The sequence below is a fragment of the Bartonella heixiaziensis genome (assembly GCF_046245125.2).
Lineage (GTDB): Bacteria > Pseudomonadota > Alphaproteobacteria > Rhizobiales > Rhizobiaceae > Bartonella > Bartonella heixiaziensis.
Genome location: NZ_CP176404.1, coordinates 1,143,739 through 1,166,489 on the forward strand (window position 1 = coordinate 1,143,739; position 22,751 = coordinate 1,166,489).

The 22,751-nt window shown below is 38.3% G+C and carries 20 protein-coding genes; 12 read left to right on the top strand and 8 right to left on the bottom strand.

Features of this window, described 5'->3' with window-relative positions; translation table 11 throughout:
* The first annotated feature begins 45 nt into the window (after nt 1-45).
* The 9 genes from ACKC4Y_RS05110 to ACKC4Y_RS05150 all read left to right on the top strand — a co-directional run bounded on the left by ACKC4Y_RS05110 (nt 46) and on the right by ACKC4Y_RS05150 (nt 7,719).
* Nucleotides 46-804 carry an antA/AntB antirepressor family protein gene (locus ACKC4Y_RS05110; RefSeq protein ID WP_208433084.1) on the top strand — a complete coding sequence of 253 codons (759 nt, stop codon included), beginning with the start codon at nt 46-48 and terminating at the stop codon, nt 802-804.
* 12 nt (nt 805-816) lie between these two features.
* Nucleotides 817-1,539, top strand: coding sequence for a hypothetical protein (locus tag ACKC4Y_RS05115; protein WP_004854219.1), 723 nt, complete (start codon nt 817-819; stop codon nt 1,537-1,539).
* 71 nt (nt 1,540-1,610) lie between these two features.
* Nucleotides 1,611-2,444 carry a RecT family recombinase gene (locus ACKC4Y_RS05120; protein WP_409360742.1) on the top strand — a complete coding sequence of 278 codons (834 nt, stop codon included), beginning with the start codon at nt 1,611-1,613 and terminating at the stop codon, nt 2,442-2,444.
* Nucleotide 2,445: 1 nt separating this feature from the next.
* A complete protein-coding gene (locus ACKC4Y_RS05125) occupies nt 2,446-3,069 on the top strand; it encodes a lambda exonuclease family protein (RefSeq protein WP_409360743.1) in 624 nt (207 codons plus the stop codon).
* Between the two features lie 120 nt (nt 3,070-3,189).
* A complete protein-coding gene (locus ACKC4Y_RS05130) occupies nt 3,190-3,408 on the top strand; it encodes a hypothetical protein (RefSeq protein ID WP_006590310.1) in 219 nt (72 codons plus the stop codon).
* Nucleotides 3,409-3,414: 6 nt separating this feature from the next.
* Complete coding sequence (locus tag ACKC4Y_RS05135; RefSeq protein WP_409360744.1) at nt 3,415-4,452, top strand: tyrosine-type recombinase/integrase; 1,038 nt, start codon at nt 3,415-3,417, stop codon at nt 4,450-4,452.
* Nucleotides 4,453-4,527: 75 nt separating this feature from the next.
* A complete protein-coding gene (locus ACKC4Y_RS05140) occupies nt 4,528-5,247 on the top strand; it encodes a D-2-hydroxyacid dehydrogenase family protein (RefSeq protein ID WP_409360745.1) in 720 nt (239 codons plus the stop codon).
* Nucleotides 5,248-5,478: 231 nt separating this feature from the next.
* A complete protein-coding gene (locus ACKC4Y_RS05145) occupies nt 5,479-6,687 on the top strand; it encodes an MFS transporter (RefSeq protein ID WP_409360746.1) in 1,209 nt (402 codons plus the stop codon).
* A 192-nt stretch (nt 6,688-6,879) separates the two neighbouring features.
* Nucleotides 6,880-7,719 carry a TauD/TfdA family dioxygenase gene (locus tag ACKC4Y_RS05150; protein ID WP_447582410.1) on the top strand — a complete coding sequence of 280 codons (840 nt, stop codon included), beginning with the start codon at nt 6,880-6,882 and terminating at the stop codon, nt 7,717-7,719.
* 612 nt (nt 7,720-8,331) lie between these two features.
* Here ACKC4Y_RS05150 and ACKC4Y_RS05155 read toward each other — a convergent pair.
* The 7 genes from ACKC4Y_RS05155 to ACKC4Y_RS05185 form a co-directional block, all read right to left on the bottom strand.
* Nucleotides 8,332-10,131: an acetolactate synthase 3 large subunit gene (locus tag ACKC4Y_RS05155; RefSeq protein WP_409360748.1), complete on the bottom strand. Its 1,800-nt coding sequence runs from the start codon at nt 10,129-10,131 to the stop codon at nt 8,332-8,334.
* A gap of 225 nt (nt 10,132-10,356) precedes the next feature.
* A complete protein-coding gene (miaA, locus tag ACKC4Y_RS05160; RefSeq protein WP_409360749.1) occupies nt 10,357-11,244 on the bottom strand; it encodes a tRNA (adenosine(37)-N6)-dimethylallyltransferase MiaA in 888 nt (295 codons plus the stop codon).
* Nucleotides 11,245-11,878: 634 nt separating this feature from the next.
* A complete protein-coding gene (locus tag ACKC4Y_RS05165; RefSeq protein WP_409360750.1) occupies nt 11,879-13,396 on the bottom strand; it encodes a Do family serine endopeptidase in 1,518 nt (505 codons plus the stop codon).
* 150 nt (nt 13,397-13,546) lie between these two features.
* Entirely contained in the window at nt 13,547-14,485 is a 939-nt protein-coding gene (gene hflC / locus ACKC4Y_RS05170) for a protease modulator HflC (RefSeq protein WP_409360751.1), read from the bottom strand.
* Nucleotides 14,486-14,487: 2 nt separating this feature from the next.
* A complete protein-coding gene (hflK, locus tag ACKC4Y_RS05175; protein ID WP_409360752.1) occupies nt 14,488-15,633 on the bottom strand; it encodes an FtsH protease activity modulator HflK in 1,146 nt (381 codons plus the stop codon).
* Between the two features lie 111 nt (nt 15,634-15,744).
* On the bottom strand, nt 15,745-16,254 hold the full coding sequence (locus ACKC4Y_RS05180) for a dihydrofolate reductase (RefSeq protein ID WP_409360753.1): 510 nt from the start codon (nt 16,252-16,254) through the stop codon (nt 15,745-15,747).
* Nucleotides 16,251-17,045, bottom strand: coding sequence for a thymidylate synthase (locus ACKC4Y_RS05185; RefSeq protein WP_409360754.1), 795 nt, complete (start codon nt 17,043-17,045; stop codon nt 16,251-16,253). Before ACKC4Y_RS05185 ends, ACKC4Y_RS05180 begins: the two co-directional genes overlap by 4 nt.
* Nucleotides 17,046-17,239: 194 nt before the next feature.
* Between ACKC4Y_RS05185 and ACKC4Y_RS05190 the strand changes: the two genes are divergently transcribed.
* The 3 genes from ACKC4Y_RS05190 to ACKC4Y_RS05200 all read left to right on the top strand — a co-directional run bounded on the left by ACKC4Y_RS05190 (nt 17,240) and on the right by ACKC4Y_RS05200 (nt 22,290).
* A complete protein-coding gene (locus tag ACKC4Y_RS05190; RefSeq protein WP_409360755.1) occupies nt 17,240-18,547 on the top strand; it encodes an MFS family transporter in 1,308 nt (435 codons plus the stop codon).
* Nucleotides 18,548-19,141: 594 nt separating this feature from the next.
* Complete coding sequence (locus ACKC4Y_RS05195; protein WP_409360756.1) at nt 19,142-20,449, top strand: MFS family transporter; 1,308 nt, start codon at nt 19,142-19,144, stop codon at nt 20,447-20,449.
* 533 nt (nt 20,450-20,982) lie between these two features.
* Complete coding sequence (locus ACKC4Y_RS05200) at nt 20,983-22,290, top strand: MFS family transporter (RefSeq protein ID WP_409360757.1); 1,308 nt, start codon at nt 20,983-20,985, stop codon at nt 22,288-22,290.
* A gap of 75 nt (nt 22,291-22,365) precedes the next feature.
* Here ACKC4Y_RS05200 and ACKC4Y_RS05205 read toward each other — a convergent pair whose 3' ends face one another.
* Nucleotides 22,366-22,671 carry a DUF2853 family protein gene (locus ACKC4Y_RS05205; RefSeq protein WP_409360758.1) on the bottom strand — a complete coding sequence of 102 codons (306 nt, stop codon included), beginning with the start codon at nt 22,669-22,671 and terminating at the stop codon, nt 22,366-22,368.
* Nucleotides 22,672-22,751 lie beyond the last annotated feature (80 nt).

Below are 22,751 nucleotides of genomic sequence, written 5' to 3' on the forward strand. Positions count from 1 at the left end.
GCCCCCTTCTCTTATCAATATTGGTAATTCGAAGAGATTATAAAAATGGATAATCCTATCACTATTACAAATAACACCATTAACGAAGAAAGCGTTCAAACGGTTAATGCTCGTGAATTACATGCGTTCTTAGAGGCAAAACGTGACTTTTCCAATTGGATTAAGGACCGTATTACCAGATACAATTTTATAGAAGGACAAGATTTTATAAAAACACAAGATTTGCGGTCACCAAATTTGGCGAGCGCAAAATCTAGAGCTGTTATCGCAATTAATTACCATCTCACTTTGGAAATGGCAAAAGAACTTTCCATGGTAGAGCGTAATGAAAAAGGTAAACAAGCCCGTCAATATTTTATTGAATGCGAGCGGCGTGCAAAGCAAGTTGTTACACCACAAATCGATTACTCAAGTCCACAAGTAATGTTAGGTGTATTAACTCATCTAAAAAATGAAAATGAGCGTAAAGACATCATCATTGCAGATTTAAAACCAAAAGCAATGGCACTTGAAAGCTTACAACGCTCTGATGGGCTCTTCGGTCTTACTGAAGCCGCTAAAGTGCTCGAAATGCAACCAAAACAATTCATTCTCTTCCTACAGAAAAAAGGATGGGTGTATCGACGCACTTTCGGGGATCGCTTATTGCCTTATCAGGATAAAATCCAAAAAGGACTAATGGATTGTCCCACCATTACACTTCAAACCGCAAATGGAATAGAAAAAGTCATTCCTTGCGCAAAAATCACAGCAAAAGGAATTGGTGTGTTGTCTCAAGAGATTAAAAAACAAAGCATGCATTAAGAGAAATAAATCATGGAAAAAAAATACGAACTAACAGATGAAACAATTAAGTTTGATGGCAAAACTCTTCACCGAATTAAAGCATTAAGAGATTTTGATGATGTCAAAAAAGGAGATCTTGGTGGCTTTATTGAAAATGAAAGCAACTTATCGCATGATGGCAATTGCTGGGTCTATGATGATGCCAAGGTGTATGAAAGTGCTATCATTTTGCATAATGCCAAGATATTTGATGGCGCCTGTATTAGTGGAAATGCTTCAGTTTATTCTGATGCACAAGTTTACAGGCGTGCTGTTGTTTTCGGTAATGCCAAGGTTTCTGGTAGTGCACATGTTTTTGGTGATGCTGTTGTTCGCGGCAAATCTCATGTTTACGGTGATGCAGAAGTTTACAATGACGCACGCATTTATGGTGACGCAGAAGTTTTTGAGAATGCACGAATAAAGAATAGAGCCAAGGTTTACGACAATGCTCGTGTATATGGGAACGCAATAATTTGTGGTCCTGCTCTCATTTATAACAATGCTAAAGTTTATGGTGATGTCATTATATCATGCTCCAATTTCACGTATGAGGATGAAGTTAATTATGGAAATGTTGAGATTTTTGGAGATGCAAAAGTTTATGATAGTGCTCGCATTTATGACGCAGTCAAGATTTTTAGAAATGCCGAAATTCGTGGATTAGCTAATATTCGCGGAAACACGAGAATTCCTCAAGACATAAAAATTTAACAACCAACCAGCATTTTAAAACATGCGTGATTCACGCCACGGGGGAATTGCGCGCAATGGAGGAAATCAAGATGACAAATTCTACTTTTTTAAAAGAAATAGCAGAAAAATATGGATTTGATGCTGAAGAATTTCGAACCACAATCATGAAAACTTGTATTGGAGATAAAAATGCTAGTATCATCAAGGATGCAGAATTTGCTACTTTTCTTTTTGTTGCCAAAACTTATGGACTTAATCCTTTAACTAAAGAAATTTATGTATTTCCTAAAAAAGGCGGCGGCATGATCCCTGTTGTTTCTATCGACGGTTGGATAAAGATCATCAAATCAAATCCTAATTTTGATGGCATGACCTTTCAAGATCAACTCGATAAGGATGGGAAGCTCATTGCTATTAAATGTGCTATTCGTCTCAAAGGAATTAAAGACCCTATCGAAGTCACCGAATATCTCAAAGAATGCGCACAAGACAACAGTGACCCTTGGAAAAAATATCCAGCACGTATGTTGCGCCATAAAGCCACTATACAATGTGCTCGCTATGCTTTCGGGTTTTCCGGTATTTATGAAGAAGATGAAGCAAAACGTATCAATGAAGCAAACCATAACGTACAAACGAAGTTAGTTTCTTATGATGTGCTTACGCAAATCAAACAATTAATAAACATCACTCAAACAGAAGAGGAAAAAGTGCTTGAGTATGGACGAGTCGACAGGCTTGAAGATCTTCCTGATGAAATAGCACAAAGGATTTTGGATATTTTGCAACAGAGACAGAATGCAAAAGAACAATCTTTCCTACAACAAAAGCAAATAGAGGCGCCTATACAAGATGCCGAGTATATTCACATTCAAGATATCGAATATGCACCAACACCACAAGAACAAAGAACGGCGGTGTGAGATGGAACAAAGGACAGCAGAATGGTTTCAAGCGCGCTTGGGTAAAGTCACCGCATCTAATGTTTACAACATTATCAGTAAAACAGCAAAAGGATTGCCGACAAGCAAATATGAAGACTATAAAATCAAACTCATGACAGAACGCTTAACAGGCGAAACAAGCCCCTATTATGAAACTGAAGATATGAGATGGGGCATTGAACATGAAGATGATGCCTTGAGAGAATATGGCTTCATTTATGATGCCGATATAATAAAATGCGGCTTTATCGAACACCCCACAATGGAAATGGCGGGGGCTAGCCCTGATGGTCTCATTGGAAAAGACGGTTTAATCGAAGTCAAATGCCCGAGATCAGTAACACATATGCGCTTTTGTATAAGTGACGAAATCAAACCAGAATATCACGCACAAATGCAATTCCAAATGGCTTGTACAGGACGAAAGTGGTGTGATTTTGTAAGCTATGACCCACGTTTTGCTGGGGAATCCTTTCACTTGCGCATGAAAGTCAAGCGTGTTCTCCGTGATGATCAACAAATTGAACAGATCAATCAAGCTGTTGAAGCCTTTTTAGCGGAAATAGATCAAGACATGAAGCAGATCTTGGCAAGAGCTGCTTAACTCTATGGGGGTGCTTGTGTTAACGCATACCTCCTAGCACCCCCGCCCTTTCCTAACACTTTCAAGTAATGCGTGATTCACGCCACACGTAAATTGCATCTAAATGTAAGGAGAAAAAACATGGCGCCACGCCCTGCTACCATAACCCAACCAGCTATTGCACGCGCTTTAAGAGAAGCTAAAAAGCAAGGATGCGAATTAATAGAAATCAAACCTACAGGCGAACTCCTCATCTATCTTAAATCTGATATCCCAATACCAAATTCAGCAGCGCATCCTGATAAGTTATTAGATTTGTCAAAAAATGAATATTACGAAGCTTTGCTCTCTAAGATGTAAAATGCCATGCCAAAACCACGCCCCCCTCATCTTGTCAAAGAAATCACGCGCCATGGTAAAATTATATGGTATGTGCGTATTGGTCATGGACAACGCATTAGAGTGCATGGAACCTATGGAACGCAAGAGTTTGTCGACAACTACAAAAGCGCACTTGCCGAGTTACAAGGGCTTATACTTCCTAAATCCAAAACTGGTAAACTTGTTGAAGGGTCATTTGCATGGTTGCTTAAACAATACTTTAACAGCTCCAATTGGCATAACCTTGCTAAAGCTACAAAGAAACAAAATCAACTCATTCTTATAAAGGTGTGCGATGCAATAGGAAATATTCCATATCAAGCAATCGAGAAAAAACATATCATAGCCGGTGTTGAGAGGCGTAAAGAAACACCAGCAATGGCTAGGAATTTTCTGAAGGCACTTAATGGTCTTTTTAATTGGGCGATTGATCAAGGACTTTTGGAAAGTAATCCAACTTTAGGCGTTAAAAAACCTCCACTTAAAAATAAAGAGGGATTTCCTGTTTGGACAGAAGAAGATGTTGAGAAATATTATCAAAAATGGGCTCTAGGAACCCATGAACGTGTCTGGATTGATGTTCTTCTTTACACGGGTTTGCGTCGTGGTGATGCCGTACGAATTGGTTGGAAAGATGTGAAAGATAATATCATTCATCTTAAGACAGAGAAAAGTAAATTCCAAACAGATGTTTTTCTACCAATTTTGCCTGAATTAGCAGAAACCCTTAAAATTGGTCCTATTGGAAATGAAACATTCATTTGTGGTAGACGTGGGAACAAAATACCCAAAGAAAGCTTCGGGGTTTTATTTTACAAAGCATGCAATGAAGCGGGTATAAAAAAATCAGCACATGGTTTGAGAAAATTAGCAGCAACACGCGCCGCTAATTCCGGTGCAACAGTTTCACAATTGAAAGCACTTTTTGGATGGACAGACGACAACATGGCATCTCTTTATACAAAGAGTGCAGATCGTAAAAAACTTGCTCTTGAATCGATAAAAAAGCTCCAAAAAAGTTAGGGATAGGAGCAAAAAAACGTAATAGAATCAATAACCGCCCAATCCCTTACATTAAGTATAATTATTTGATTTTATTTGTACTGTATTCGCCAAACAGGCCCTATAGGTTCACATATTGATATAGAAGCTTGTAGAGACTTAGGAATTGAAATATTAGACGGTGGTGGAGATCCAACTTCTGCTGCTGAATTTGCGTGGCTCTTAATTATGTCTGCGCGTAGAAAACTCTGTAAATCTGTGTCTGATATGAAAAAAGGACGATGGCAAACAACATTTGGCAACCAAATGAAAGGGGCTACTCTTGGAATATTCGGGTTTGGGCGTATTGGTAAAATGGTCGCTCAATATGCTCAAGCTTTTGGCATGTCCATTTTGGTTTATGGGAGCGAACGTTCAACGCAAGAAGCAAAAAATTTAGGTTATCATTTTACGCATTCAAAAGATGAATTTTTTACACGTCCTGACATTATATCCGTACATTTACGTTTAAGCGATAAAACCAGAGAAATCATTCAATTAGATGATCTATTGAGCATGAAACCTCATGCTATTTTTGTCAACACAGCGCGTTCAGCTTTGGTTGAAAAAGGGGCGATAGAAAAAATACTAAGTTTGGAAAATTCAACTTACTTTGCACTGGATGTTTATGACAGCGAGCCGGTATATGAGAGCAAATTATTGCAATCAGATAGAGTTCTTTGCACGCCGCATCTGGGCTATGTAACTGAAGAAAGCTTTGAGAATTATATTGAAAAAGCTTGCCAAAATATAGCTTCTTTTATAAAGAGCGCTTGATGCCGGCTGAACCAATGTTTGTAAAATTTATCTTATATCGCTAGCCTATCAAATTTGCACGACACATAATAGCTTATTTCCTTAAATTAAGCATATTCCTTAGCTTTCATATTAAGACCAATCGTATTGACAGATTTTTATGTAATCAGCATAAAATACCTAATTTATTGTTGCAAGCATTATTAAAAAAAGGCTACTTTATTGGAATACACTTTAACTGGAGGGGGCATAGTGAGCAATAATAAATTTATAGAAAAAAATCATTATAGATGGATTATATTGCTTGTTGCCACTATTGCTCAAGCATCAGCTTGCTTCTTTGTTCAAGGGATTGGTCCTTTAGCTGAATTTTTTAAGAAGGATTTCTCGCTTAGTGACTCTCAGATAGGTTTGCTGTCTTCAGCAGCGCAATTCCTACCTATTATTGGGTTACTTGTAGCTGGCGAATTACTAGACAAGTTTAACGAGCGCTATATTGTTGGAGTTGGAGCGGTCGGCGTTTCTGTCGCTCTTTTGTTGGGAGCAATCGCAGATAACTATATTTCTCTTTTGGTCTGTTTGCTAATTTTAGGGGGATTTTATAGTTCTGCTCAACCCGGTGGCGCTAAATCTGTTTCTTCATGGTTTCCACAATCGCAGCGCGGATTTGCAATGGGAATAAGGCAGGCGGGGCTACCATTAGGTGGGGCATTAGCTGGGATAGTTCTTCCTGCTAGTGCATTTATCTATGGCATACAAGGTGCGTTTTTGGTCGGTGCCATCGTTTCTTTTTTAGGGGGATGTATATTTATTATTTTTTATCACTCACCAGCAAAAGTTGTAGCTATCGTTCCAAAAAGCAAGGCAAAAGTTTCGTTCTATGCAAATGTAAGGTCACGTCTTGCGATGTTAGCTGCGCCGCATATGAAGAATATTATTTTTTCAGGCGTTTCACTTGTGATCGTTCAATATGTTTTAACCATTTTTATAACGATTTATTTTTATAGAATCTATCACCTGTCTCTAGATAAAAGTGCTTATTTGTTTTTTGTTTCACAGGCTTCTGGTGCCTTAGGAAGAATTATTTTAGCAGCGTGGAGTGATCATTGTAGAAAAGGACGATTTTTTCCTGTCTTGTTTTGCATGATTGCAGTCGTTTTTGGATTTTTAATATTAATTTTAGGCATGAGTGGATCGATAATTTATTTAACTATTTTATCTGCTTGGTTAGGTTTTTTTGGATTAGGATGGTATGGCCCTTGGGTTGCTTATATTGTAGACTCTTCGCCGAAAGAAAGCGTTGGATTTTCTCTGGGTTTAGCAATGTCTGTAAATCAAATCGCAATTATTACTGCTCCACCATTATTTGGATTAATCCAAGATTTTACAGACACTTATGTACTAACATGGCTGATTTTAATTTTAATTATTGTTTTTTCACTTTTCTTAATAAAAAAGTAGGGAAATATATATTGGGGAGGAAATTATAGTGATAAATGAAAATACTTTTGAGTTGAGCAATGGCGAAAGAGGCAAACTTTGGGAGGCTTTGGACCATGTTATTTATGATCCATACGGTGGTATTGAATATTCGGTTAAGCTAAAAAAAAAATAGCATTTTCGCTGCTACCCCATAGAATATTGACAATTCTTATGAATCAAAAGATGTCTATTACCCCTAGAGCATATTTAATCTTTGAAAACCTTCCAATTGATAGACAAATTAATACGTCACCTAATCCTTATAATTTAGATGCGTCTTGTAAAAGTGGCTATATTAGCGAAAATTTAATTATGATGTTTTCTTTATTAATCGGAGAGCCTTATTCAATTAAATTTGAAGGCGAACATATAGTAAACAACCTAGTTCCTTTAGAGGATAATAAAAAAGATTATACAGGATTAGGATCTGAAGTTGAGTTAGATTTTTATATAGAAAATGCTGCACTAAAATTTATAAGAGGTTTAAATTTATCTCCTAAAGGGATCCTTTTATCTGGTGTTCGCAATGATGTTGATGGCCCGTTAACGAGAATATCTGATGCACGTCTAGCTTTAAAACTTTTAAATGAGGAGGATTTGAGGAGCTTAAGGGATAATTTATATATAATTAATGTTCCCTATAGATGGAGAAAAAATGGGGTAACCTCTACAAGTAAAGTACCCCTAGTTCAAGGGGACGGTGAATTCCCAGATATCAGCGCTGTTTTTTATCCAGGCATGTTAGAACCACAGTCAAAAAAAGCCAAGGAAGCTTTAGATCATTTTTATGAAGCTATTAAGGCTGTATCTTTTGGAATTGATGTACAACCAGGAAGATTATTATACATTGATAACAGAATGGCTCTACACTCTAGAGATAAATTTTCTGGATCATTTGATAGTTATGAAAATCCAATGCGGTGGATTCAAAGAGTGTTTGTGTCTGCAGATTTATGGAATCATAGATATGTAGAACAAATAAAAGAAAGAGTATTTGATTTTCAATGCTAATGTCCTGATAATGATATAATGGTGAGTATTATTCTGATTTATATATATTGACTACACATCTCATATATATATAAATTTCTCCCGCATAATAAGGTGAGGTTACTACCTGATTATAAGCTATGGTGACCTATTAATTTTCTATGGCTGCATTTGATTTTTGTTATTTTTGCCCTTCCTTTCAAGCCGCTAGGAGGATTTTCCTATCAAGCCCCTGAAAGAGCGCTTTGGAGCAATTTCATAATGCGAAACCAAAACATAGTGACAAACTTTTCTATTGTTTTCATAGGCATAACGGTTTGCATAGTCGCACCCTTCAAGCACGGTGGCTTTTTTCTTGCACGATGGAATCTTTCATATATGAGACAACATAATTAATTTATAACAGATAATTCAATGTATTATCTAACAAATGCAACGAAATAGCTATTAATGTGAACATATGAATTAAAAAAACAAACATCGCATACAAATAATAATACACCCCATGTCTAGAATGAAAATCATAAAATGAGCTCTAAGGATAATAGGAACTCTCCACAAAGAAGAGATAGAGATGAAGACTTTAAAGACTTCATCATCACCATCCTTCACTATTTTGTTAACATATTCATTTTATACAAGAATCTTTCCCTCGGAAGAAACAGCATTTGCAACAGCTTCCTCGCTTGCCTCATCGGGTAATAACATCTCATTATGGGCACATCCCGATGGGATCATAGGAAAACAGTTTTCTAAATGATAAACACGACAATCAAAAAGAACAGGCTTATCACAGTCAATCATCTGCTGAATTTTATCATCAAGTTCATCGGGTTTTGAACAATGAATTCCCACGGCTCCATAAGCTTGTGCTAATTTCACAAAGTCAGGCATAGATTCCGTATAAGAATGAGAAAGACGATTACCATGCAGCAATTGCTGCCACTGGCGAACCATCCCCATATACTGATTATTTAAAATGAAAATTTTTACAGGTGTGTCATGCTGAATAGCTGTTGCAAGTTCTTGAATATTCATCTGAATGGATGCATCACCAGAAATACACACAACAAGCGCATCAGGATGGGCTATTTGAACACCTATAGCCGCCGGAAGACCATACCCCATCGTTCCAAGACCACCAGAAGTCATCCAATGTTTTGGTTCATCAAAATGATAATACTGTGCTGCCCACATCTGATGCTGTCCGACATCCGTTGTGATATAAGCACGAGCATCTTTGGTCAGTGCATAAAGCCGTTCAAGAGCATATTGTGGCATGATAACATCTTTTTTTTTCATATATGCCAATGAATTGCGTGATCTCCAGCGATTAATTTGCGTCCACCACGCCTCACGGACTTCACTATTAAACGCTGGTTGCTGTATCTTTAAGAGTTGCGTCATATCTCCCAAAACACAAGCCACATCGCCAATAAGTGGAACTTCTGCTTTTACAATTTTATTGATGGAAGAAGGATCAATATCAATATGAATAATACGCGCATGAGGTGCAAATGCATCCAATCGCCCTGTGATACGATCATCAAATCGTGCTCCAACAGCTAACATGACATCACAATCATGCATGGCCATATTAGCTTCATAGGTTCCATGCATCCCAAGCATTCCAAGCCAATTTTTGCCAGAAGCGGGATAAGCACCAAGCCCCATGAGTGTTGATGTAATCGGAAAATCACCCAGTTGAACTAAATCGCGCAAAAGCTTTACAGCTTCCATCCCCGATGAAATAACACCACCACCAGAATAAATAACAGGACGCTTTGCTTCTACTAAGAGAGAAACAGCCTCTTCAATAGCCTGCGCATTCCCTTTCGACTTTGAATAAGAATGCATAAATGTCGGCACTTGAGGCGCTCTATAAATTCCTGAAGCAAATTGAACATCCTTAGGAATATCAATCAAAACCGGTCCAGGACGACCTGATTGAGCAAGAGAAAAAGCTTCATGAATAATAGCCGCAAGATCATTGACGTTTTTAACCAGCCAATTACGCTTCGTACAGGGCTTTGTAATTCCAACCGTATCAGCTTCTTGAAAGCCATTTGTTCCAATGATCGTTGTCGCTACCTGACCAGAAAAACAAACAAGAGGTATAGAATCCATAAGAGCATCTTGCAAAGGTGTAACAGCATTCGTTGCGCCTGGACCAGAAGTCACAAGCATAACACCTACCTTTCCAGTACTGCGTGCATAACCTTCAGCAGCATGCCCTGCAGCTTGTTCATGGCGCACCAAAATATGCTGGAGTGTATCTTGGTGATAGAGAACATCAAAAATAGGTAGAACAGCCCCACCAGGATAACCAAAGAGATGCTTAACTCCATGATCAATAAGAGCTTGCACCACCATTTCAGCCCCAGACATTATTTTTCCGTCCGCACTCTCTTTCGCTCTTGGATGATTTATCATTTTCCCCACTCGCCCATTTATAGCACAATAAAAAAAGGCCCCCAAAGGAGCCTATTACACGCGAAAACATATATCGTATAATCATCCCCCCATTTAAAACGCACGACATACTGTAAGAAAGATATTCCTTATTAGGGAATTATTAATTCCATCAATGCCATTCGTCAATCAAAAATTATCTTTTTAAAAATTTTCCATTCCCAACGCTCTCTTCTTGTAAATTTTCTACAGCTCTTCATCTGAAGAAATGAGCGTCCATTCCTCATCAAATTGATGACGAAACCACGTCATTTGCCTTTTTGCATACCTCCTCGTTTGTGTTTTTGCTGTTTCAAGAGCATCTTCAAAACTTTTATATCCGTCTAAGTGAGCCATCAATTCACGCAGACCAATAGCTTTCATCGCTGGCAACAGAGGAGAAAGCATAAGCTTTTTCATAGCAAAAACCTCTTTTAAAGCTCCTCTTTCAATCATAGTATCCAACCGCTTATGAATACGTTCATAAAGCTGTTGACGTGGTGGAAGAAGAAGAATTTTTTCTGCACAATCTGATGAAATCAGAGGAAGCGTTTTTTTCTTCTGCCACCAACTGAGCTTCTTACCAGTTGCCTCATAAACTTCTAAAGCACGAACAATACGCTGACCATCTTGCGAAGAAATTTTTTCAGCAAGAGCAGCATCAACTTGCAACAATTGGCGGAAAAGGCTTTCAGCTCCCTCTTCATCAAGCCGAAGTCGCCATTTCTGCCGTACAGCATCTGGAATATGAGGTATTTCCGAAAGCCCTTCTAAAAGAGCACGAAAATAAAGCCCTGTTCCGCCAACAAAAATAAGTGATTTTGACATGAATGTAGTTAAAAGCTCTCCAACATCACATAACCACTGTCCCACTGAATAATGAAGAGTAGGACTCACATAGCCATAGAGATAGTGTGGAACAATCGCAATATCAGCCTCCGTAGGCCGTGCTGTTAAAATATTTAAAACATCATAAACCTGCATTGAATCAGTATTAACGATGAGAGCATTTTTTTCTTGAGCCATTTGTAAAGCAAGCGCTGACTTACCACTTGCTGTAGGCCCCGCTATCAATGTAATCGCTCTCTGCGTCATGAATGGATCCCCCCTATGTTTATCAAACACCGACGTATTACAACATACATGACAAACCCCAAAGAACCTGTATTTTATCTACATTGCCATAGAATGAACTCTTCAAAAAAATGCAAGCAAGATCTCTACGGCTTAATACAGAGAAAGTGCTTATGATAGTTTCAATTCCTTGGGAAAATAAAAAATGGACATAATAACAATGTTAAAAGGCTTTAAAAGCATTTATTCTTGGCTATCATCATTTAATAACAAAATACAGTCAAAAAACTCCTTTCAGAGAGACCATCATAAACACACATGTGCTTTGCAATTATATGTTCAAATAATTACTTAGCTTAACATCTCTAATCAAATAGCTTTATCTTTTTATAAAAAATGGATGGCATTCTGACTTATTAAGTCCACAGTAAATTACTTTCTTCACGTTCCTCTTTCTTGCAACTATTTGTTTTTCATATTTACCAGAAAGCAAGATGCAGGAATGCCCTTAAATACTGGCTTTGATGTTAATCTTTTTGTATAATTACTCTTTTAAAAACTGAAGAGAACAAACTATCACATATCGCACAATTAAAGAGCTATAACAAAAATACAAATGATTAAACCCGTATTAAAAAAACAATCCTCCCAATATTTAATCCATTGGAAGCGTTACAAACCGCAACTCTCCATCTGGACGAGCAACAATGAATAAAGCATTTTTACGTCCGGCTTCACGTAATTTATGAACACGTTTTTTAGCCTCATCAATTGTTGTAACAGCACTTTGATTGATATCAACAATCACTTCACCAGAGCGAATACGCTTTTTATCGGCTGCGCTATTTTGTGCAACAGATGTCACTACCAATCCTTGAAGTTTATCAGTAATTGAATAACGTTGACGCAAATCCGCTGTAAGCTCAGATAATGTCATTCCCATAAATTGCATTGTCACGCTTTTCGATACAGCACCGCCTTTTTCATCATCGGATTCTTCTGCTGTATTTTCATTTGCATCTGTCTCAATTAAACGTCCAAGCTTAACCTTTACTGTTTTTTCTTGTCCATCCCGTAAAACGGTAACATCTACCACTTTTCCTTCCGGACTTTCCGCCACTAAACGCGGCAAATCACGTGCATGCTTAATTTTTGCATTGCCAAAGAAAAGAATAACATCTCCAGCTTGCAACTGACTATTATCCACCTCTGTACTTTCTATTTTCCCTGCAATCAACGCTCCCTCAGGATTTTCTAGTTTTAAACTTTTTGCAATATCCTCAGTTACCGGCTGAATACGAATAGCTAACCAACCACGCCTTATTTCTCCAAAATCACGCAACTGTTTGATAACAGAAAGAGCCATATCAGATGGTATAGCAAAACCAATACCAATTGATCCTCCAGAGGGGGAAATAATTGCTGTATTAATCCCAATCACCTCACCCTTTCTATCAAATAACGGACCGCCAGAATTACCTCGATTAATTGCCGCATCGGTCTGAATAAAATTATCATAAGGACCAGCATTAAGATCACGATTGCGCGCAGACACAATACCAACCGTTACACTGCCACCAAAACCATAAGGGTTACCGATAGCCATAACCCAATCACCAATGCGCACCTTTTCTGAATCCCCAAAACGTACAGCTTTTAATTTTTTTCCTCCCGCTTCCACTTGAATCAGCGCCAAATCAGTCTTGCTGTCTTTTCCAAGCAATTTTGCTTTTAGCTTTGTACCATCGGTAAAATTAACTTCAATATCGTCAGCATCAACGATAACATGGTAATTCGTAACAATAAGCCCTCTTCGCGCATCAATCACAAAACCAGAACCCAAAGAACGAACCTTTTGAAACTGGCTCCCTTTTTGACCATCTTTGGGTGTAAAAAAATCACTAAAATACTCTTGCAGTAATGAATCCTTTGGGATAACGGGTACCGAAGTAAGTTCGTCCTGTTCGGTTCCATCAACTGTCTGTGCTGTGGAAATATTCACAACCGTCTCCAAAAGCTCAGCAGCTAAATCAGGAATGGAAAGTGGTGCATTTTTCTCTTCCCCCGCCCAAGACAAACGAATTGCCCCGAATAAAAACAAAACCACATAGATAAAAACTCTTGTGAAAAAGCACTTCACAAACGTATTTTTACCCATGACATTTGTATCCATGACATGCCTCTAACCAAATGCTGCAAAGAGCCTCACTAAATTTATCTATGTAAACCAGTATGGCTCGATGCTTTCTACCATTTCATCACAAAAGAAAACAGTCACAGACCACACTTTTTATGCAAAAGCTCGTATCTGCAATCCATCTTTTCATCTACTTTCCCCTGATTTTGGATCAGTTTTACTAATGCCAGTATTCATTGTTGGTAAAAATACTTTATTTGCCTGCGGTGGATTACGAAAATAGAAAAAGAAATCCTCATTCGGTGAAATCACCATCGGAGTACGCTCTAAATTCTTGTACTGTTCCATCGCTAACCAAAAATCGTAAAAGGAGGGATTAGCCTCCCGCGCATTCAATAAAAGGCGAATACTTTCAGCCTGACCTTCACCACGAGTAATTTCAGCATCACGCTTTGCAGCTGCTACGATTTCTTCATATTCACGATTAGCCTCCGCCACAATACGATCTCGTTCCTGCTGACCACGAGCACGAATATTTTCCGCAGCAGCTTCACGTTCAGCTGCCATTTGCCGATAGACATCTTCTGAAACAGCATCGGTCAAATCAGTTTTTCGAATACGCACATCAACAATGGTAATACCCAACGAACCAGCATCTACAGAAAACTGCTTCTGTACTTCAGCCATCATCGCTCCCCGTTCATCCGATAAAGCCGCTTTAAATTCTCGCTTACCATAAACAGCTCGCAAAGCATCAATAAAACGCGGTGCAAGATTTTCACGAGCAGCAATTTGCGGACGCCCAGAAGCAATGCGCTGTAAAAACAACTTAGGATCTGTAATACGGTAAATAAAGAACGCATCCACTTCATAATACGCACCACCACGAACCTGTACAGATTGTGTAGGAACATCATAACGCAACAACCGATTATCAACAATGATCATCTTATCTATAAAGGGCGCCTTCAAATAGATCCCTGGATTAGATTCTACCTGAACAATTTGTCCAAAACGCTTAATTGCTACTTGTTGACGAGGATAGACGATAAAAACGGACATCCACAAAATCATCAAAACCAGTACTATAGCACTCAAAATAAACAAAAAACGAGACTGCTGCATAATTAATCTCCTCCAGAAATACGAGAATCCAAGAGCGATGCAGGACGCACTGATTTTGCCTGCACTTTTTCTGATGCATGGCTATGCAACAATTCGTTCAGAGGTAAATAAGGCACCGCCGGAGAATTTGCCTGATCAAGAACCAACTTATTTGGTGAAGAAAGAATACGCCCCATTGTTTCCATATAGAGACGGTAGCGAGCAGCCTCTGGTGAAATTGCAGCCTCACGAGCTATCGCCTGAAACCGTTCAGCACGCCCTGTTGCCTCTTCAACCATTTGTGCCTTTTCACCTTTTGCGATTTCCCGTGTGCGTGAAGCTTCACCATTTGCTAAACCAATCTTCGTAAAACGCACACGATTCCCCTCTTCAATCATTCTTCCACGTTCCTGCTCCGCTTGTTGAACAGAATTAAACGCAGCAGCAACCTTTGTCGGAGGAGCAGCTTCACTGATAGACACACGACTTATTTCAACACCAAGTTGATATTTATCTACAGTCAACTGGATAATCTTTCTAACGTCATTAGCAACTTCTTCTTTCTTGTCACGTAAAACATCATCAACCGGCCGCGAACCAATGACTTCACGCATTGCACTCTCAGCAACTTGGCGAACTGTTCCTTCTTGATCATTAACGTTGAATAAAAACTGACTAGGGTATGAAATCCGATAGTAAACGGAAAAATTAACATTAACGATATTTTGATCACTCGAAAGCATTAAACCATCACTTTGTTGTACCTGACCAGGCTTCCCACCAATTGCGATTGTTTTTTCTGTTAAAGGTACTTTCATATAGGTCTCAATTGGCCAAAAGTGAAAATGCAAACCATCACCGATGATGCCTTCTTTAGGGACACCAAAACGCAACTCCACCGCTTGTTCATTTTGCTGAACAATATAAAGTGACTGGTATAGCCAAAAAAATGCAGCAAGCAAAAGTAATAAAACAGAAAGACTACTTCTCCCAAATTGTTTAAACTGATCCTGCCCTTTGCGCAAAATGTCATCAAGATTGGGACTATTATCCCCACCACTATTGCCACCAGAACCAAAGAGATTCTTAGCCGGTGTTTTTTTGTCACCACCGAGTTTACTTTTATCGCCGCTCCAAGGGCCACCACCATTTTGATTTGTCCAGGGCATCCTCACCTCTTTAACTGACTACCACTACTCAAACAGCAACCATTCGCTTGATCTTATAGGGTGCCTCTTACCTCATTACAATACAACTGACAGGTTCTTTTAACTTAATGATTATTTTCGTTCATAAACCACAAAACGTGTCGGATGACTATCTTTTTCTCCTTCAGGAATATATTGTGTTTGCACAATAGTCCACTTCTCTTTATCGAAAACAGGAAAAAAACTATCACCTTCAATGGAATCTAAAACTTCTGTAAGGAATATTTTGTCAGCAATACACAATCCTTGTTGAAAAATTTCACCACCACCAATAATAAAAACTGCATCTGCACCATTTTGAGAAGCCACACTTTTTGCAATAGAACAAGCTTGCGACAAAGAATGAGCAATAACAGCGCCTTCAGCCGTTAATGCACAATTACGGGTAATAACAATATTTGTACGCCCTGGTAAAGGACGCCCAAGAGAATCCCATGTTTTTCGCCCCATAATAACGGGGCTACCAAAAGTCAAAGCCTTAAAGCGTTGCAAATCCGTGGATAAATGCCAAGGCATCGCACCTTCACGACCTATAACACCATTTTCTGCAACAGCTGCAATTAAACAAACTGGAAAAGTCATATTGCCACCGGTGCCTTGATATGTGGATGCGCTTCATAATTAAGCAATTCAAAATCCTCAAATTTAAAAGAAAAAAGATCTGTTACCGCTGAATTTATAAGCATCGACGGCAAAGCATTCGGTATACGAGACAACTGGTATCTCGCCTGTTCAAAATGGTTTGAATAAAGATGAGCATCGCCGAGGGTATGAATAAAATCTCCTGTTTTAAGTCCGCTTACTTGGGCAATCATCATCGTCAACAACGCATAGGAAGCAATATTGAATGGAATACCTAAGAAAATATCTGCTGAACGCTGATAAAGCTGACAGGATAGCTTCCCATCAGCAACATAAAATTGAAAAAAACAATGACAAGGAGGCAAAGCCATCTCCTCTATCAGTGCAGGGTTCCACGCAGATACAATTAAGCGACGAGAATCAGGCGTTTCTTTAATCATCGTCAAAAGATGACTGATTTGATCAATCTGCCGTCCATCGGGAGCAGGCCAAGAGCGCCACTGATAACCATAAATAGGACCAAGGTCCCCTTTCTCATCAGCCCACTCATCCCAAATTGATACACCATGTTCCTTCAACCATGCAATATTTGTATCACCTCTCAAAAACCATAAAAGCTCATAAATGATCGAGCGCAAATGCAATTTCTTCGTTGTTAACAGAGGAAAGCCAGCCTGCAAATCAAACCGCATTTGATACCCAAAAATTGATCGTGTCCCCACACCGGTTCGATCTGTACGATCAATGCCGTTATTTAAAACATGCGATAAAAGATCAAGATAGATTTTCATATAAATATTATGGTTGATTCTTAACGTTACAGGAAACAGAAACTTCAAAATTTATAAAAATACAATTCAAATCAATATCCCTCCCAAACATCTTTTATAGGAATTTATCATTATACGATTGCATTTTGATGAATCGAATCGTAAATAAATTTTAAAAGAAACAATTTAGGTATGATCACAAAAGGGATAAATTTATGGAGAATGAAACAACTTTAGCACCACATGATACAAGAAAACGTATCTGGGCTATCGTGTCCAGTGCATCAGGTAATCTAGTAGAATGGTATGACTTTTATGTTTATTCCTTTACGTCCATTTACTTTGCATCACAATTCTTTCCCTCAGATGGCAATGTCGTTACGCAACTTTTAAAAGCGGCTGGTGTCTTTGCTATTGGTTTTCTTATGCGCCCAATCGGCGGATGGCTTTTTGGCTTCATTGCCGATCGTTACGGACGCAAACGCTCAATGCTTATCTCTGTTTTTATGATGTGTGGTGGTTCATTCTTAATCGCCCTACTTCCTACCTATGAAACCATTGGAGTAGCAGCAGGAATTCTTTTACTTTTACTCAGAATGCTTCAGGGGCTTTCTGTCGGTGGTGAATATGGTACAACAGCAACTTATATGAGCGAAATTGCCCTCAAAAATCGCCGAGGATTTTTTAGCTCTTTCCAATACACCACACTGATTGGTGGTCAACTTCTAGCCAGTCTTGTTATATTCATTTTAGCGCTTTATCTCACTGAAGATCAGCTAAAATCGTGGGGCTGGCGTATTCCATTTGCCATTGGTGGACTAGGAGCAATTGTTGCGATTTATCTACGCCGCACACTCCATGAGACAACGACCAAAGAAAGTCGTTCTAGTGCACAAGCTGGTAGTATTAGGGGACTTCTAAGCAACCACCGAAAAGCTTTTTTTCTAGTTATCGGCTTTACCGCTGGAGGATCGCTCACATTCTACACCTATACGACTTACATGCAGAAATATCTGATCACAACCACCGGCTTTGATAAACATACAGCCACAACTGTGATGACTGCTGCACTCTTTGTTTTCATGCTACTTCAACCTGCATTTGGTTTTATGGCTGATAAAATTGGAACAAGAACTTCACTCCTTATTTGGAGTGTTTTATCTATTATTTTTACCATTCCTGGACTTAATGTGATTGGTAGTACTGATAGTACATGGATTGCTTTATCAGTTATTATTGGAATGCTCTGCATTATGAGCTTTTATACATCCATCTCTGGCATTGTAAAATCAGAAATGTTTCCCGCTTCAGTACGAGCAATAGGAGTTGGGCTCTCTTATGCTATTGCCAACGCACTGTTTGGCGGTTCTGCTGAATATGTTGCGCTTGGATTAAAAGATCTTGGATATGAATCTGTCTTCTATTTTTATATAACCGGCATGATGATTATTGCATTCATTTCTGTTCTCTTAATGCCCGATGCCCGGAAAGAGGGCTATCTTCAAGGTGATAGTATCCATTAAATTTTCTAAACTAAATCAAGAATCCCGATTTTTCGGGCTTCTTGATTATGATAATATTGTAAAATCAATATTTACAACCTATTATAGACACGCCTTTCATATCATAAACATCTCTCGTGTCATAAAGGAGCGATACCCTCTTCTTTGATATAAACCATGATGAATAAAGCACCTCATGCCATGACCCTATATTTTTCATGATACCAATAAATCCAGTATACTTAGCTTTAAAATATCGAATCTGCTTTAATTAATGTCCTCTTTTCTTTATCAAAAATAAGAAAAAACATCGTTTCCTTATTTGTCTAATAATAGAAATTAAAGCGCATCTATTATCACCAATCAATCCTCTCTCAACACCCCTTTCTGATCTGAATGATCAATACAACCGTTAAAGATGCAATAAAAATCAAAACATACCTTCCTATAAATATGAGCAACGTTTTTGCTCTATGACAAAAATAAAAACTGCAAACATCATGAAAATAAGCCGCTTCCCCCTTTAAAAGAAAGATCGCAATACAATTGAATTTTTATTGCTTAAACTGTAAACAACTTTAAATAGAAAAAATATACAACAAAGGGGAACAATTCATGAGAAATGAAACAACTTTAGCACCACATGATACAAGAAAACGTATCTTCGCTATCATATCCAGTGCATCGGGGAATCTAGTAGAATGGTATGATTTTTACGCTTACTCATTTACGTCGATTTATTTTGCTTCGCAATTCTTTCCTGCAGATGAAGATGCTGTCACACAACTGTTAAAAACAGCAGGAATCTTTTTTATTGGCTTTCTTATGCGCCCAATTGGAGCATGGCTCTTCGGCTTTATTGCTGACCGTTATGGACGTAAACGCTCAATGCTTATTTCTGTCTTTATGATGTGTGGTGGCTCATTCCTCATTGCCATACTTCCTACCTATGAAACCTTGGGAATAACAGCAGCATTCTTTTTACTCTTAATCCGTATGTTTCAAGGACTTTCAGTTGGCGGTGAATATGGCACAACAGCAACTTATATGAGCGAAGTCGCTCTTAAAAAGAGTCGCGGTCTTTTTGCTTCCTTCCAGTATGCTACAACGATCACAGGTCAACTTCTCGCCAGTCTCACTATATTTATTTTAGCACTTTACCTTACTGAAGATCAGTTAAAAGCATGGGGCTGGCGTATTCCTTTTGTAATTGGTGGCTTTGGAGCAATAATTGCAATTTATCTGCGTCGTTCGCTCCATGAAACAACCACCAAAGAAAGCCGTTCTAAACAACATTCTGGTAGTATAAAAGAGCTTTTACGCAACCACAAAAAAGCTTTCTTTCTGGTTATTGGTTTTACGGCAGGAGGTTCGCTCACATTTTACACATACACCACTTACATGCAAAAATATCTGATCACAACCACTGGGTTTGATAAACACACTGCAACAACGATAATGACTGCTGCTCTCTTTATTTTTGTATTACTCCAACCCCTTTTTGGTTCTCTAGCCGATAAAATTGGAGCAAGGGCTTCACTCATCATGTGGAGTACATTATCCATTATCTGCACCATTCCTGTGCTTAAAATGATTGGGAATGCCAAAAATCCATGGGTCGCGCTATTAATCATCATTGGAATGCTCTGTGTTATGAGTTTTTATACATCTATCGCAGGTATCATAAAAGCAGAACTGTTCCCTGCTTCAATCCGGGCAATCGGAGTTGGATTTGCTTTTGCCATAGGGAATGCACTGTTTGGTGGTTCTGCTGAATATGTAGCATTTGGACTAAAAAGTATAGGATATGAAACTGTCTTCTCTTTTTATATAGTTGGTATGATGATCATTGCACTCATCTCAATTCTCTTGATGCCAGATATAGACAAAGGAGGATATCTTAAAGACAATGATATCTATTAAATTTTCTATACAAAATAAAAAAGCCCAAGCAATTGGGCTTTTTTTATAATGGATGTATAAATATTCAATAAAAGAAGCAAATAATATAAAATCCATTCACTTCTTATAGCTCACCCTACAGGAAAAAATGCTGTACTCCTCTATAAGGTGAAGAATACATGTATAAGACTCTGTATTGTTTAGATATTTATCAAATGGTTAGTATCTAAATAATAAAAAATTATACAACTTTTCTGCACTCTCCAAACATCCTATCAGCAACTTTTAAAACAGCCATTTAAGCACTTTTTTACCAACATTTCATCCAGCTTAAACCTACTTTTCAACACGCTCCCCTTTTAGATTCGATGTGATGATCTTTATCCGCCTACAAAAAGAAAACGCTCAAAAGGCATAATCCTATAACCAAAATAAGCCCTCTCATATAGCTTTCATAAGAAATTATTATTATACTAACTGAGTTTTGGCGATACAAATCGTAAAAAACTTTAAATAAAAAAATATAAACTACAGATCTAAAAGGGGAGCACTTCATGAAAAATGAAAAAACTTTAATACAACATGATACAAGAAAACGTATCTTCGCTATCATATCTAGCGCATCAGGGAATCTAGTAGAGTGGTATGATTTTTACGTTTACTCATTTGCATCTATTTACTTTGCACCACAATTTTTCCCTTCAGATGGCGATGTTGTTACCCAATTTTTTAAAACTGCAGGGATCTTCTTTATTGGTTTTCTTATGCGCCCAATTGGAAGTTGGCTCTTCGGCTTTATTGCTGACCGTTATGGACGCAAAAACTCAATGCTCATATCTATTCTTATGATGTGTGGGGGCTCTTTTCTCATTGCCATACTTCCCACTTATGAAACTTTAGGGAGAACTGCAGCAATTCTTCTTCTCCTAATCCGTATGATGCAGGGACTTTCAGCAGGTGGTGAATATGGTACAGCTGCAACTTATATAAGCGAAATTTCCCTTAAAAAACACCGCGGTCTCTTCGCTTCTTTCCAATCTGGTACACTTATTACTGGTCAACTTTTAGCCAGTTTTATTATATTTATTCTGGCACTTTATCTAACGGAAGACCAATTAAGAACATGGGGCTGGCGTATTCCATTTGCCATTGGTGGATTGGGAGCATTCGTTGTACTTTATCTACGTCGTTCACTTCATGAAACAACCACCAAAGAAAGCCGCTCTCAAAAACACACTGGGAGTCTTAAAGAACTTCTAAGCAAACACACAAAAGCATTTTTTGTAATTGTTCTCTTCGCCTCTGGAGGATCTCTCACATTTTACACTTGTACGACTTATATGCAGAAATATCTGATCACAACTACTGGTTTTGATAAACATACCGCTACAACTGTAATGACCGCGGCACTCTTTATTTTCATATTACTCCAACCCATATTTGGTATCCTAGCTGATAAAATTGGGACAAGAAATTTACTTATCCTTTGGAGTGCACTCTCTACTCTCTTTACGATTCCTGGACTTCTCATAATCGGTCACGCACATAATCCATGGATTGCGCTATCAGCCATTATTGGAATACTCTGTATTATGAGCATGTATACATCCATCTCTGGTGTCGTAAAATCAGCAATGTTTCCCTCTTCAGTACGAGCACTGGGAGTTGGTCTCTCTCATGCTATTGGCAATGCATTATTTGGCGGTTCTGCCGAATACGTAGCACTTGGATTAAAAAATATAGGACATGAATCACTGTTTTATTTTTACGTAATCGGCGTAATGATCATTGCATTCATTGCCACCCTCTTTATACCGGATATGAGCAAAGGAGGATATCTTCAAGAAGACGAAACCGATTAAACCTTCTATGCTAAACAAAAAAGCCCAAATTTTTTTGGGCTTTTTTTATTGAGCAAAATTGAATTTTAAAATTGTTTAAATTTTATCAAGTGCGTTTAATTGTTTGGCTACCAAATAATAAAAAGTCATACGACTTTTTCTACGATCTCCAGACATCATTTCTGCAACTTTTGACACAACCATTTTAGCACTCTGCCCATCCGCCCCTAATACATCTTGAACCCATTTTTCAACGCGTTCTAACTCTTTTGGATCCGATGTAGCAACAAGTGATGCATCCTGTTTTTTCATCACCAAAGCTAAGCGATGACGAAGCCTTTCTATTGCAGCCTCATCGGGATTTTTGTCATATAACTTAATATCTGCTAGATCATTGGTCATTTTGCTCCATCTCCTCTCCAAAAATTAGCGGCTGTATTTTACAACCACGTTATATAGCTTCATAAATAACTAGAGGATTT